Origin of the sequence: Ensifer sp. ENS10, from assembly GCF_014852025.1 — a bacterium.
Taxonomy (GTDB): Bacteria; Pseudomonadota; Alphaproteobacteria; order Rhizobiales; family Rhizobiaceae; genus Ensifer.
This window is the reverse complement of the sequence record NZ_JACVAS010000021.1, coordinates 23,256-36,459: the sequence shown is the minus strand read 5'-3', so window position 1 is coordinate 36,459 and position 13,204 is coordinate 23,256. Positions and strand designations below refer to the sequence as shown.

12 protein-coding genes and 1 pseudogene are annotated in these 13,204 nt (G+C 61.6%); 4 read left to right on the top strand and 9 right to left on the bottom strand.

Features of this window, described 5'->3' with window-relative positions; genetic code table 11:
- Positions 1-119 (top strand): transposase domain-containing protein (locus tag IB265_RS35730; RefSeq protein WP_192496076.1); only part of this gene is annotated, 119 nt, incomplete at its 5' end.
- 3 nt (positions 120-122) lie between these two features.
- Here the strand turns inward: IB265_RS35730 and cysA are convergent.
- Positions 123-825 (bottom strand): annotated as a pseudogene (gene cysA, locus IB265_RS35725) (sulfate ABC transporter ATP-binding protein); the annotation flags it as partial.
- Between the two features lie 781 nt (positions 826-1,606).
- Between cysA and IB265_RS35720 the strand changes: the two are divergent.
- Positions 1,607-2,047, top strand: a complete 441-nt coding sequence (locus IB265_RS35720; RefSeq protein ID WP_192496174.1) for a hypothetical protein — start codon at positions 1,607-1,609, stop codon at positions 2,045-2,047.
- A gap of 255 nt (positions 2,048-2,302) precedes the next feature.
- On the opposite strand, the gene otnK is transcribed toward IB265_RS35720, so the two are convergent.
- From otnK to IB265_RS35700, 4 genes are all read right to left on the bottom strand, one after another.
- Positions 2,303-3,583: a 3-oxo-tetronate kinase gene (otnK, locus tag IB265_RS35715; protein ID WP_192496173.1), complete on the bottom strand. Its 1,281-nt coding sequence runs from the start codon at positions 3,581-3,583 to the stop codon at positions 2,303-2,305.
- 3 nt (positions 3,584-3,586) lie between these two features.
- The gene (gene otnI, locus IB265_RS35710; protein ID WP_192496172.1) at positions 3,587-4,363 is read right to left on the bottom strand and encodes a 2-oxo-tetronate isomerase; all 777 of its coding nucleotides are present in this window, start codon (positions 4,361-4,363) and stop codon (positions 3,587-3,589) included.
- Between the two features lie 13 nt (positions 4,364-4,376).
- Complete coding sequence (gene ltnD / locus IB265_RS35705) at positions 4,377-5,321, bottom strand: L-threonate dehydrogenase (RefSeq protein WP_192496171.1); 945 nt, start codon at positions 5,319-5,321, stop codon at positions 4,377-4,379.
- A 67-nt stretch (positions 5,322-5,388) separates the two neighbouring features.
- Entirely contained in the window at positions 5,389-6,705 is a 1,317-nt protein-coding gene (locus IB265_RS35700) for an MFS transporter (RefSeq protein ID WP_192496170.1), read from the bottom strand.
- Between the two features lie 232 nt (positions 6,706-6,937).
- Here IB265_RS35700 and IB265_RS35695 point away from each other — a divergent pair, with 232 nt between their 5' ends.
- Positions 6,938-7,936, top strand: coding sequence for a LacI family DNA-binding transcriptional regulator (locus tag IB265_RS35695; protein ID WP_057250131.1), 999 nt, complete (start codon positions 6,938-6,940; stop codon positions 7,934-7,936).
- A gap of 15 nt (positions 7,937-7,951) precedes the next feature.
- On the top strand, positions 7,952-8,620 hold the full coding sequence (locus tag IB265_RS35690; protein ID WP_057250129.1) for an aldolase: 669 nt from the start codon (positions 7,952-7,954) through the stop codon (positions 8,618-8,620).
- Positions 8,621-8,644: 24 nt separating this feature from the next.
- Here IB265_RS35690 and IB265_RS35685 read toward each other — a convergent pair whose 3' ends face one another.
- The 4 genes from IB265_RS35685 to IB265_RS35670 form a co-directional block, all read right to left on the bottom strand.
- Positions 8,645-9,544: a carbohydrate ABC transporter permease gene (locus IB265_RS35685; RefSeq protein WP_057250127.1), complete on the bottom strand. Its 900-nt coding sequence runs from the start codon at positions 9,542-9,544 to the stop codon at positions 8,645-8,647.
- Positions 9,545-9,559: 15 nt separating this feature from the next.
- A complete protein-coding gene (locus IB265_RS35680; RefSeq protein ID WP_053249896.1) occupies positions 9,560-10,492 on the bottom strand; it encodes a carbohydrate ABC transporter permease in 933 nt (310 codons plus the stop codon).
- 95 nt (positions 10,493-10,587) lie between these two features.
- Entirely contained in the window at positions 10,588-11,904 is a 1,317-nt protein-coding gene (locus tag IB265_RS35675; RefSeq protein WP_112995784.1) for an ABC transporter substrate-binding protein, read from the bottom strand.
- Positions 11,905-12,061: 157 nt separating this feature from the next.
- Positions 12,062-13,129, bottom strand: a complete 1,068-nt coding sequence (locus IB265_RS35670; RefSeq protein ID WP_112995783.1) for an ABC transporter ATP-binding protein — start codon at positions 13,127-13,129, stop codon at positions 12,062-12,064.
- Positions 13,130-13,204 lie beyond the last annotated feature (75 nt).

Sequence of the window (13,204 nt, the reverse complement as noted above, 5' to 3'; positions counted from 1 at the left end):
ATGGCGTCAATCCGCTCGACTGGCTCTCGCAGACCTTGACCCGCATCGCTCAAGGCTGGCCCGCATCCGAAATCGAAGCCCTCATGCCCTGGAACTTCAGGTCAGACGCCGTCAGCTAACCGCTTACCAATGAACCCGTAGACGAAAGTAGAGATTGGGTGATCATAGATTTCGTCCGGCGTACCGGATTGCTCGATCATACCTTTGTTCAGCACCACCACGCGATCAGCCAGTTCGAGCGCCTCCTCCTGGTCGTGGGTGACAAATACGGTCGTGTATGCGGTGCGATCATGGATTTCACGCAGCCACTGGCGCAATTCCTTGCGCACTTGAGCGTCAAGCGCACCGAAGGGCTCGTCGAGCAACAAGACGGTCGGCTTAACCGCCATGGCCCGGGCAAGCGCCACGCGCTGGCGTTGGCCGCCGGAGAGCTGAGCGGGGTAGCGATTTTCAAATCCTGACAGCTTCGAGTGCCATCTTGTGAAGTTCTGCCGGTGGTTGCCGCCGATTGGAGCGGCGAACCTTTAGACCGAAAGCCACGTTCTCCAGCACAGTCATATGCCGAAAGAGGGCATAGTGCTGAAAGACGAAGCCGATATTTCTTTCCTGCACCGTCTTCATCGACGCGTCCTCGGCATCGAAGAAAATCGTGCCATCGGTCGGGCTCTCGAGGCCGGCAATCAGCCTAAGCAACGTCGTCTTTCCGGAGCCGGAGGGTCCAAGCAAAGCGATCAACTCACCAGAGTGGATGTCAAGAGAAAAAACGTCGGCGAGCGCAGGGACGCGGTCATATTCTTTGCGTAGGCCTTGGATTCGTACTTCCATATACCCAGGTCCAAGTGAGTGCCATTCATTGCATCATTTGAACGCGCCAGCACAGAGTTGGTTCGATGTGCTCTCAGGGGAGCTGGCGACTTCGCATTGGAAACCGCAAGCGGAGACATGGTGCAACTGCTCGCGGCTGCCGCGTCCGCGTAAAAAGGCTCTGGCACGTCTCTCAAACTCAGCCCTGATCCTGCATGGAATGAGCGGGGTCCGCGGCGCAACGAGACGGATTGGCGCTTACCCGTCCGGGTTCGGCCACAACGCTACAGCCCCCAAGGGCGCCGAAGGGATACCAGGCGCAGTCGGCAGCAGACAGCGAGGCCATGAACAATCGTGTGAGCCGCGCGTTACCTGTCAAATGATGAGGTAAAGTCATGGCTCGAACCTCTCGAAACAACGGCCGCCGAGCGGAACTACTCCACATTGGGCTCGTGGTATTTGCAATGTTGATTATCGCGGCAATGGTGGCGCTTCTGTAAAGCGATGACCCAAGCAAAGAACTCGCTCGCAACAAGCCGTGCTCAGCGCTCGTAAAGAACGGCTCGGTTGTGAGTTGTTAAATTTACAGCTTTGCGCATCCCCTCGCTTTCGTGGCTCTAGATTTCCTGCAGGCAATCCTGAGTCAGCCGAGCGTCGGCTGCCCGTGGCGGCCCTCTCGCAGCCGGATTCGGGCCGCGTGCTTGGAACTAATGACGGGCAAGACTATTTCAGCTGTGACTTTGGCATGACGCTGACGCGCCCTCCTGGCTGGGTAAGCCTCGATTTTGAGGAGACTCGCATCATGAAGATTTCGTCCAGATTTCGTTCAGTCGCGGCTGCGGTTATCGCTGCAGCAGGAATCAGCTTTGCCGGCTCCGCGCATGCCGACAGCGGTACGATCAGCTTCTCAGTCTACAAGGCTGCCTTCTTTGTGGGTGGTTCTGGCGGCGAGGGCACGCTGACCTTCCATGGTCGCCGCTATCCCATCTCTGTCGGCGGCATCTCGGGCGGCCTCGCCTTCGGGGCTTCTAAGACCTATTTCCATGGTACCGTTCGCCACATTCGCCGCGCCCGAGATGTGACGGGGGTCTACGGTGCGGTAGGCGGTGGCGGCGCGGTCGGCAAAGGGGCCCAGGTGATCGCCATGACCAATGACAAGGGCGCCCAACTCGAGCTCTCAGGCAAGCAGGTAGGCCTGCAAGTCAACGCCGATCTCAGCGGACTTGCCATCACGGTGAAGTAAGGGCCGTCGCTCCGTTCGTCGTCCCTGCAGTCGGCCCGCTACGCTGAATACAAAGGTCGGCTTTCAGCGCTCTGGCGACAAGCAGAGCAATCCCGGTGACCTGATTGAACATGCCGAAAGCCGCTCCGCGCAGTTCGTCCGGAGCGGCGTCGGCAATCGGCGTCGCCAGAAGGCCTTGCGTGAAGCCCATACCACAGCACGACGCCGATACCGCCCGCCTGCGATGCTGGTGCAAAGGCGAGGACCAGATCAGCCTCAATGCATCATCGCCAGCGCGGCCGTGAAGAAATCCTCGCCTCCGAAGTTTCCCGATTTCAGCGCCAGCAGCATATCGCCCTGCGTGTTGCCGACCGTTCGCAGCACCGGCACGCCGGGCGCGATCTCCGGGCCGATCAGGAAGGCTGGAATGGCCAGCCTGTCGACCGCGGCACCGGAGGTTTCTCCGCCGGCGATCACCAGGCGCCGCACGCCTCTTGCCACCAGTTCGGCGGCGATGACCGACGTTGCAGATTCGATCGCGTGACCGGACGCCTCGCGCCCATATAGTGATTGCAACCGGGACACGATTTCCGGCGCTGCGCTCGCGGCGACGACGATGGGACCGGCCGAGATGCGGTCTCCGGCCCAGGAAATTGCCGCGGCGATCTCATCCGGGCCGGCAAGCAGCCGCTCCGGGTCGAGCCGCAGGACGGGCATCGACCGTTCGGCGACGTCGAGCTGATGCAGCGTTGCCTTGGAACAACTGCCGGCAACGACGGCGGAAAGCCCGCCCACGGGGCAAATGGCGTTCGCCGTTGTAGCGTCGCTGGCAGGAGCCCGGCCGGAGCGGACGAGTGCACGGGCAAGGCCAAGCCCGAGCCCCGACGCACCGGTGGATACCGGCGTTTCCAGTGCGATCGCGCCGAGCGTCTCGAGATCGCGTTCGAAGATGGCGTCGGCGATTGCCGACCCAACACCTGCCTCACGCAAGGCCTCGAGCCGGGCCCTGAGTGTATCCGGTCCCGCCGCGATTGCCGGCAGATCTATAAGCCCGACGGCACCGCGCGACTGTCTGGCCATCACCCGCACGAGATTGGCGTCGTGCATCGGATTGAGGGGATGGTCCTTGAGCGGGCTTTCGTTTAGCGGCTGTCCGCCGACGAAGAGATGGCCGAGATAGACGGTTCGGCCCGTTTCCGGAAAGGCAGGCGTCACCAGCACAAGTCCACCGCCCGCCGCATCACTCAAAGCCTCGGTGACCGGACCGATATTGCCGGAATCGGTGGAATCGAAGGTCGAACAGACCTTGTAAAGCACATGGGCGGCGCCGCGCCGGCGCAGCCATCGTTCGGCCGCGGTCGCGGCTGTTACGGCGTCAGCGGCAGGCACCGAGCGGATCTTCAGGGAAACGACAACCGCGTCTACATCCGGCAGCGCCAGCGACGGGTCGGGGATGCCGACCGTCTGCACCGTGCGCAGTCCGTTTTTCGTAAGCGTGTTGGCGAGGTCGGAGGCACCCGTATAGTCGTCAGCGATCGATCCGAGCAATATAGCCACCGTCTAGCTCCTTGCAAAAGGTCTGAACCAGCCAAGACCGTCCAGTGTGTGGCCGCGCGGGATGTATTCGCAGCCGATGAAACCGTCATAGCCAAGGCGGTCGATTTCGCCGAACAGATAGGGATAGTTCAGCTCCTCCCCGTCCGGCTCGTTGCGTGACGGCACGCTGGCGATCTGGATATGGCCGGTGATCGGCATGAGGCGGCGCAAGGCCATGACCACGTCACCATGGATGATCTGACGATGATAGACATCGAACTGGAGCTTCAGGTTCGGCAGGCCGAGTTCCCCGATCAGGCGCTCGGCTGCGCCGAAATTATCGAGGAAATATCCCGGCATGTTTCGCCCGTTGATCGGCTCGAGCAACAGGTCGATGCCCTTCTCTGAGAGCCGCCCCGCAACGTAGACGACGGAGCGTCGGTAAGATGAGGCTGCGTCCTCGTCGTTTGGATCAGCAAGGCCGGCCATCAGGTGCAGCCGCCCGACACCCGTCGCCGCCGCATAGTCCAGCGCGCGCTCGACGCCCGCTTTCAGCGCATCGAACCGTCCGGGAAGCGCCGCGATACCCCGCTCGCCGGCGGCCCAATCGCCGGGCGGCAGGTTGAACAAGGCCTGCTGCAGATTGTTGCGGGCGAGCCGTTCGGCGATTGCCTCCGGTGTGGCTTCATAGGGAAAGAGATATTCGACGGCGGCAAACCCGGCATCGGCCGCAGCGTCGAAGCGGTCGAGGAACGGCCATTCGTTGAACATCATCGTCAGGTTGGCGGCGAAAACCGGCATGGTGGTGTTCCTTTTACAGGCTCTGCAGCTCTTTGGTCGCACCGGGCAATGTTGCGCCCGAGAGCTGGGCGTAGAGGCGCGCGAGCGACGAATCGTCGTCGCGGCCCATACCGGCTCCGGACGCGCCCAGATACATCTGCAGGGCCGCAGCTGCGAGCGGTACCGGATAGTGCTCTGAGCGAGCCATATCCTGGACGATGCCAAGATCCTTGACGAAAATCTCGATGCTGCTCAGCGGACTATAGTCTCCGGCCAGCACATGCGGCACGCGGTTTTCGAACATCCAGGAATTGCCGGCCGAGGCCGTGATCACTTCATAGACCTTGTGGAGGTCGAGGCCCTGCTTGGCTGCAAACGTTATCGCTTCGCAGGCGGCCGCGATGTGCACGCCGGCGAGAAGCTGGTTGATCATCTTGAAGGCGGCGCCGGTTCCGGCCGCGTCGCCGAGTTCGTAGACTTTGCCGGCCATGGCGTCGAGACCCGGGCGGGCCGTGTCGAAAGCCTGCTTGGAGCCGGATGCCATGATCGTCAGTTCGCCGTTTGCCGCCTTGGCCGCGCCGCCCGAAATTGGCGCATCGAGATAATGCAGACCGAGAGCCTCCACCCGTTGTGCCAGGTCGCGTGCCACAGCCGGGTCCATGGTGGCCGACGAAATGAAGACTGCTCCGGGCTTCATCGTCCTTGCGACACCCTCGACGCCGAACAGCACAGCCTCGGTCTGCGCACCGTTGACGACGACGGAGACGACAATGTCGGCATCCTTTGCCGCACCGGCGGGCGTGGCAGCGCCGCGTCCACCCTCGCTGGTGAAGCGGTCCACCGCCGCAGGAGTGATGTCATACCCAACGACGTCGAGGCCTGCGCGCTTCATCGACCGGGCCATTCCGAGCCCCATGGAGCCAAGGCCGATGACGGCCGCGACAACAGCGGGGCCTGTATTTTCAGCAAGCGGTGACATGACGAGTTCTCCAGTCTTGTAAGGAAAGAGCCGCCCTCCGGATGCTGCCACCCGGAGGGATTGGTGTTTAGCGGTTGACGGTTTTCGCCGGAACCGTCAACACGGCCAGCGAACCGATGACCAGGGCTGCGGCGAGAAGATACATGCCCGCGCTGTTGCTGCCCGTAAGATCCTTCAGATAGCCCACCAGAAACGGCCCGAGGAACCCGGCGAGATTGCCGACCGAATTGATCCAGGCGATGCCGGCGGCCGCGCCCGTGCCGGCGAGAAAAGCCGTCGGAAGCGACCAGAAGAGCGGCGCGCAGCTGATGGCGCCCGCAGCAGCCAGCGAGAGGCAGACGATTGAGACCGTCGTGCTTGTCGCCGTCGTTGCCGCGACAAAACCACCGGCGGCGATGAGCGCGGGGATGACCAGGTGCCACCGGCGTTCACGCAGCCTGTCGGCGGAGCGACCGAGCGCCAGCATGGCGAAGAAGGTGCAGATATAGGGGATAGCGGAAATCAGGCCGATATTCAGGTTCCCGCTGACACCAGAGGCCTTGACGATGGACGGCATCCAGAAATTCAGGCCATATTGCCCAAGCACGAAGCAGAAATAGATAAGGCACATCAGCCAGACGCGGCGGTCCGTCAGCGTTCCGGCAATGCTGTGCGGGCTCGAGGCCTTGGCCCGGTTCTCCGCCTCGATATTGGCCGCCAGCACACGCTTTTCGTCGTCGTTCAGCCATTTCGCATCACGGATCTTATCATCAAGGTAGAAGAACGTGGCGACGCCGAAAAGGATGGCCGGGATGGCTTCGATCAGGAACATCCACTGCCAGCCGGAAAGACCATGCGTGCCATGGAAGCTGTCCATCAAGAGACCCGACAGCGGATTACCGAAAATGGCGGATATCGGGATTGCGGACATGAAGGTGGTGATGATTCTGGCGCGGCGATGGGCCGGATACCAAGCGGTCAGATAGAGAATGATGCCGGGGAAAAATCCCGCTTCGGCAACGCCCAGCAGGAAACGCAGGACATAGAAGACGGCTTCCGACGAGGTGAACATGAAGGCGGCGGAAATGATGCCCCAAGTGACCATGATGCGGGCAATCCACACCCGCGCGCCGACCTTGTTCATGATAATGTTGCTCGGCACTTCAAACAGAAAATAGCCGATGAAGAAAATACCTGCGCCGATGCCATAGGCCGCTTCCGATAGGCCGAGCTCACTCGACATCTGCAGCTTCGCGAAGCCGACATTGACGCGGTCGAGATAGGCGACCACGTAGCACAGCATCAAAAAAGGAACGATTCTCCAGAATACCTTGCCATAGGCCCGGTCTTCCACCGTCTGTGCGGCATACGCGCCATCGACTGGCGCCTGCGTTTGCAGCGTCATGATATTCTCCTCCAATTGTTGCCGCGGTCTCCTTCCGCGGCACGCCGGGCCAATAATGGCAGCGCTGCCATTTTGTTTAATCCATTTTGGCAGCGCTGCCAACGCGAAATTGGTAGCGCTGCCAAAAAAATCTTGCTTCTTGAAGAGAGTGGTGAAAAATGAGGACCGCAATCGGAGAGGGATGACGGCTTAGCGGCTGAAGCGCCCACCCGAGGTGGGGTCGAAAGTGACTATGGAATTCAAACACCAGGCGACAGTGACGCTTGCCGAGGTCGCGGAAGCGGCCGGCGTCGGCGAGAGCACGGTCTCGCGGGTGCTGCGCAACCACGGCTCGTTTTCCGGCAAGACGCGGGACCGGGTGATGGCTGCTGTCGAGCGGCTCGGCTATGTGCCGAACCGGATCGCAGGAACGCTCGCCTCCACCGCTTCGCGCCTGGTCGCCTTCGTCATTCCCTCGCTATCCAACATCGTCTTTCCCGATGTTCTGCGCGGCGCCAGCGCCGTTCTGGAGGAAAACCGGTATCAGGCGGTCTTCTCCGTCACCGACTATGACCCGGGGAAGGAAGAAGCGCTTGCCGCCGCAATGCTCGCCTGGCGGCCCGCGGCGGTGATGCTGGCGGGGTACGAGCACACGGAGGGCACGGTGAAGATGCTGCGCGCAAGCGGCTGCCGGATCGTCGAGCTGCTCGATCTGGACGGCGATGCGCTTGATCTGGCGGTCGGTTTCTCCAACCGCGCAGCCGGACGCGAAAGCGCGGCTTTCCTGCTCAAGCGGGGCTATCGCCGGATCGGGTATGTCGGCCACGACCTCAACCGCGATACCCGCGCCAGCAAGCGGTTTTCCGCCTTTTGCGAAACGCTGGGCGCGCATGACGCCCCCCTCGCCGATCGCGAAATTCTCTCCGGGGCATCGTCGGTGGAAAACGGCAGGCTGGGACTGGAGCGGCTGCTCGCCCGGACGCCCGATCTCGATGCGGTCTATTTCTCCAACGACGACATGGCGCTGGGCGGCTATTTTCACTGTCTGGCGCGGGGGATTGCGATTCCCTCGCAGCTTGCCATTTTCGGCTATAACGGCCTCGATATCGGCCGGGCAACGCCGCAGCCCCTCTCGACGATCCGCACGCCGCGCGTCGCGACCGGACAGGTGGCAGCACAGCTTGTCATCACCAATGCGCCATCCCAGGTCGTCGATCTCGGTTTCGAGCTGATCGAAGGGGCAACCGCCTGATAGGGAGAAACTGTCATGTCCGACGCGCGCCTGCGTGAAGAAATCTGCCGCTATGGCCGTTCGCTGTTCGAGCGCGGGCTGACGCCCGGTTCGTCGGGCAATATATCGTTGCGGCTGGAGGATGGCGGCTGGCTGGTCACCCCGACGAACGCCTCGCTCGGCTTCCTCGACCCGGCCCGCATCTCAAGGCTGGATGCCGAAGGCCGGCACCTCTCCGGCGACAAGCCGACCAAGGAAATTCCGCTTCACACGGCGCTCTACGACACGCGCGGCAGTGCCCGCGCCATCGTCCATCTTCACTCCACCCATGCGGTGGCGCTGACCATGCTGCCGGAGATCGATCCGCGCGCCGCCCTGCCGCCGATGACCCCCTACTATCTCATGCGCGCCGGCGAGACCGCGCTGGTCCCCTACTATCGTCCCGGCGATCCGGCGGTGGCCGACGCGATCCGCGGGCTGGCGGGAAAATATTCGTCGGTGCTTCTGGCCAATCACGGACCGGTCGTCGCGGGCGACAGCCTGGAGGCGGCGGTTTTCGCCACTGAGGAATTGGAGGAGACGGCGAAGCTCTATCTCCTGCTGCGCAACCTCAACCCCCGTTATCTCACCCCGGCGCAGGTCAACGATCTCACCAAGACCTTCGGCCTCGACCTGCCGTCGCATCACGACCATGATCACGATTGATGCGCGATCACCTGAAGCAGGCACTCATTCCTTCACGGCCCCGGTCATGGACGAGACGTAATAATCGACGAAGAAGGAATAGAGGATCACCACCGGCAGCGAGCCGAACAGCGCGCCGGCCATCAGCGCGCCCCATTCGAACACGTCGCCGCGGACCAGCTCCGTCAGCACGCCGACCGGCACGGTCTTGTTTTCCGAAGACTGGATGAAAGTGAGCGCATAGATGAACTCGTTCCACGACAACGTGAAGGCAAAGATGCCCGCCGATATCAGCCCGGGGACAGCAAGCGGCAGGATGATCTTGATCAGGATCTGCCAGCGCGTCGCGCCATCCACTAGCGCGCTCTCTTCGAGCTCGAACGGGATCGACCGGAAATAGCCCATCAACAGCCAGGTGCAGAAGGGAATGAGGAAGGTCGGATAGGTGAAGATCAGAGCCAGCCTGGAATCGTAGATGCCGAACTTGAAGACAATGAAGGCCAGCGGAATGAACAGGATCGAGGGCGGCACGAGATAGGCGAGGAAGATCAGCAGCCCCACCGGCCGCGAGCCCGAAAACCGAACCCGCTCGATCGCGTAGGCCGCAAAGACCGATGCCGCCAGTGACAGGAATGTCGCGCAGGTCGCCACCAGCATCGTGTTCCACAGCCAGCCCGGATAGGACGTCTCGAACAGCAGGTACTTGATATGGTCGAGCGTCGGGCCGACCACCCAGAAGGGACTGTAGTTGTTGTAGTCGGTCAACTGCGAATTGGGCTTAATCGCCGTGATCGCCATCCAGTAGAACGGAAAGAGCAGGACGAAGACGAACACTGCCATCGGCAGATAAACCATCACAATCCTGCGCGGCAGGCGGTTGAGATAGCTCATGCCCTGCACGTCGTCGGTGAGAACGGCGTCTTCGGATTTCACGGTCGTGGTCATCGTCATTCTCCCCAATCAATCCTGGCCGCCCTGCTGCCATTTGCGCCGCTGCAGGCCGAAGAAGCTGAACATGATGGCGGCAAGGAGGAACGGGATCATCGCCACCGCGATCGCGGCCCCCTCCCCGAGCTGTCCGCCCGGAATGCCGCGCTGGAAGGAAAGCGTCGCCATCAGATGCGTCGCGTTTACCGGCCCGCCCTTGGTGAGCACATAGATGAGCTGGAAATCGGTGAAGGTGAACAGCACCGAGAAGGTCATGACGACGGCAATGATCGGCGTCAGCATCGGCAACGTCACATAGCGGAAGCGTTGCCAGCTCGTTGCACCGTCCAGCGACGCCGCCTCCTGCAGCGAGGCCGGAATGGTCTGCAGGCCAGCCAGCAACGAAATGGCGACAAAGGGAATGCCGCGCCAGACATTGGCTGCGATCACCGAGGCTCGGGCATTCTCCGGATCGCCCAGGAAGTTGATCGGACTATCGATCACGCCGAGCTGCATCAGCGACCATGAAATGATCGAGAACTGCGCATCGTAGATCCACCAGAAGGCCAGCGCCGAGAGCACGGTGGGAACGACCCAGGGTAAGAGTACGATTGCCCGGAAGAAGGACTTGAATGGCAAATTTTCATTCAGCAGCAGCGCCAGCCAGAGCCCGAAGACGAATTTCAGGATCGACGCCACAATCGTGTAGAGCAGCGTGTTGAAGACCGACAGCCAGAAGACCGAGTCCTCGGCAAGGAAGATGTAGTTTTCGAGCCCGATGAACACCCCGTCACGACCGATGCGCGTGTCGGTAAAGCCGAGCCAGACGCCGAGACCGAGTGGATAGGTGAGGAAGCAGACAAGGAAGACGGCGGCCGGAAGCATGAAGAGGAAACCAATCATGTTCCTGTTCTGCATGAGCGAGGCCATCGCGGATGGCGGCTTCCTGGATGACGCTGTGGACATCGGACATCTCCCGTATAGCGGATTGGGGAACGGGTATCGGCGGGGCATTTCCGCCGATACCTTGTCTCAGCGGCCTATGCAGGCCATGTTGGGATTTAGACCCGGTAGTAGCGGTTTGCCCGGCGCTCAGCCTCTACAATTGCCTCTTCCGGCGTCATCTGCCCCGTAACCGCGGTGGCGAACATGTCGACCAGCACGTAGTCGGCCATGACGCCGGCGGACGCATAGCCGAGCGGGCCGGCATAACCGTTCGGGCGCAGCGTTTCGGAGGCGCGCGCATAAGGCGCGTGGATCGGATCGGACGTCCAGACGGGATTGTCGGCGAAAGCCTTGAGAGGCTGGCAGCAATACGCGCTGGAGCCCGTGATCCAGGCATTCATCTGGTCGGCCTCCATCATGAATTTGATATAGGCCTTGGCAGCTTCCGGATATTTCGTATGGCTGAAGAGCAGCAGCGAACTGGTCTGATGCAGCTCGACGCTCTGGCCGACCGGACCGACAGGGAAGTTCGTGGTGCGGATGTCGGCTGAAAGTTCCGCCATCGCCGGGTCCTTCTTCGACGCATAGTAGAGCGAGACGCCGTTCGCCGTCAGCGACACCTGGCCCGCCAGGAAGGCCCGGTTGTTATTGATGTCGAGCCAGCTCTCGGTGCCCGGAATGAAGGTCTCGTAAAGCGCCTTGGCATAGTTGACCGCTTTGAGCGTCTCGGGGCTGTTGATGACGACCTTGCCGCCTTCATCGACCATCTTGCCGCCATGGCTCCAGAGCAACCAATGGGCATAGTTGTTGCCGTCGCCGACGGCCTTGCCGTGCGGGAAGCCGGCTGGCGTTCCCTTGGCCTTCATCGCCTTGCAGAGTTCGAGGAACCCGTCGGTGTCCTTCGGAAATTCGCTGAAGCCGGCCGCCTTAACATGGCTGTCACGATAGCAGACGGCGTTGCCAATCGCCGTCAGCGGCATGGCGATGAACTTGTCGCCGCGCGAAGCATAACCCTTTACGCCATCGTACCAGCCGCCGTATTTGCCGCCGAGGTAGTTGGCGAGTTCGGTCAGATCGACGAGCTTGTCGGGATATTGGTGGGCGTCGTCAAACCAGCACATCACCAGATCGGGCCCCGAACCGACATTGGCGGCGACGGCTGCCTTCGGGCGAATGTCTTCCCAGCTTTCCTTGTCGATGCGGACCTCGACCCCAGTCGCCTCAGTGAATTTCGCGGTGTTGGCAAGCCACGCATCCTCGTCACCCTTGACGAAGGGCGTCCAGCGCAACAGCCTCAGGCTCGCCCCTTCCTCCGGCTTGTAGGCCGGCTCCGCCCCTTGCGCGAAAGACGGGCGGATGCCGAAAGGCGAAAGCCCGGCGATCCCCGCCAGCGCGGCGGATGCAGTGAGAAAATCACGTCTCTTGAAAGTCATAATGCTCCTCCTGGTGACAACGGGACATCATCCTTTCCGGCACCCGCCGTCCCGTTTGGCGAATGCTGCAACGAAGGTTTCGGGTATGGCCGGAAACGCCGACCCGAGACCGGATGCGTCAGGGCTCCTCTTCCCTGACGCACAAAGCGGGGCAGTATCAGTCGGTCAGCCGCACGCCGGTTTCGGCGTCGAACAGGTGCACATGATCGGCATCGATAGATAGGTGGATTGCCTCGCCCGGCCGGGCGGTCACGCGCTCACGGAAAACGCAGGTGACGTCCGTGCCGCCGAAGCGCACGATCAACTGCGTCTCGTAGCCGGTGGGCTCGATAACCGCGACGGTCACGGGAAACCCGTTCGGGTCGAGCGACATATATTCCGGCCGCAAGCCGTAGATCAGATCACGCCCTCTTGCCGCCGATGGCGACCGCGCGACTGGCAGCGCCATGCCATCGGTTGCGATAAAGCACTTCGGATTTTGCGGGTCGAGCCTGCCCTTGATCATGTTCATCGCTGGCGAACCGATAAAACCCGCGACGAAAAGATTGGCGGGGCTGTCGTAGAGGTCAAGCGGCGCGCCGATCTGTTCGACAATACCGTCATGCATGACGACGATTTTGTCGGCCATGGTCATCGCCTCGATTTGGTCATGCGTGACATAGACGGTGGTCGTCTTCAGCCGCTGGTGCAGTTCCTTGATCTCGGCGCGCATGGCCACGCGCAGTTTCGCATCGAGGTTGGATAGCGGTTCGTCGAAGAGAAATACCTGCGGATCGCGCACGATCGCCCTGCCCATCGCTACGCGCTGGCGCTGGCCGCCGGAGAGCTGGCGCGGATAGCGGTCGAGCAGCTTGGAAAGCCCGAGAATGCCCGCCGCGGTGCCTACGCGCTTGTCGATATCGGCTTTCGGCGAGCCGTTCAGCATCAGCGAGAAGGCCATGTTGTCGGCGACCGTCATATGCGGATAAAGCGCGTAGTTCTGGAACACCATGGCGATATCCCGATCCTTGGGCGGCAGGGTGTTGACGACCTTGTCGCCGATGCGGATCTCGCCCGCCGAAATGTTTTCAAGCCCGGCCAACATTCGCAGAAGCGTCGATTTCCCGCAGCCCGAGGGGCCGACAAGGATCACGAATTCGCCATCCTCGATTTCGATGTTCACGCCCTTGATGACGGGAAAGGCTCCGAATGATTTTCTGACATCGACGAAGTCAACGCCTGCCATATGCTTTCCTCCCTGTGAATTTCATCTGACATCGGCGGACTGTCCGGCGGCCTCCTCATGCCGTTCTTAGACCCC

Coding starts and splice junctions, on each gene's coding strand:
- IB265_RS35720 (WP_192496174.1), top strand. CDS start 1,607: ATGAAGATTTCGTCCAGATTTCGTTCAGTCGCGGCTGCGGTTATCGCT.
- otnI (WP_192496172.1), bottom strand. CDS start 4,363: ATGCCGGTTTTCGCCGCCAACCTGACGATGATGTTCAACGAATGGCCG.
- ltnD (WP_192496171.1), bottom strand. CDS start 5,321: ATGTCACCGCTTGCTGAAAATACAGGCCCCGCTGTTGTCGCGGCCGTC.
- IB265_RS35700 (WP_192496170.1), bottom strand. CDS start 6,705: ATGACGCTGCAAACGCAGGCGCCAGTCGATGGCGCGTATGCCGCACAG.
- IB265_RS35695 (WP_057250131.1), top strand. CDS start 6,938: ATGGAATTCAAACACCAGGCGACAGTGACGCTTGCCGAGGTCGCGGAA.
- IB265_RS35690 (WP_057250129.1), top strand. CDS start 7,952: ATGTCCGACGCGCGCCTGCGTGAAGAAATCTGCCGCTATGGCCGTTCG.
- IB265_RS35685 (WP_057250127.1), bottom strand. CDS start 9,544: ATGACCACGACCGTGAAATCCGAAGACGCCGTTCTCACCGACGACGTG.
- IB265_RS35680 (WP_053249896.1), bottom strand. CDS start 10,492: ATGTCCACAGCGTCATCCAGGAAGCCGCCATCCGCGATGGCCTCGCTC.
- IB265_RS35675 (WP_112995784.1), bottom strand. CDS start 11,904: ATGACTTTCAAGAGACGTGATTTTCTCACTGCATCCGCCGCGCTGGCG.
- IB265_RS35670 (WP_112995783.1), bottom strand. CDS start 13,129: ATGGCAGGCGTTGACTTCGTCGATGTCAGAAAATCATTCGGAGCCTTT.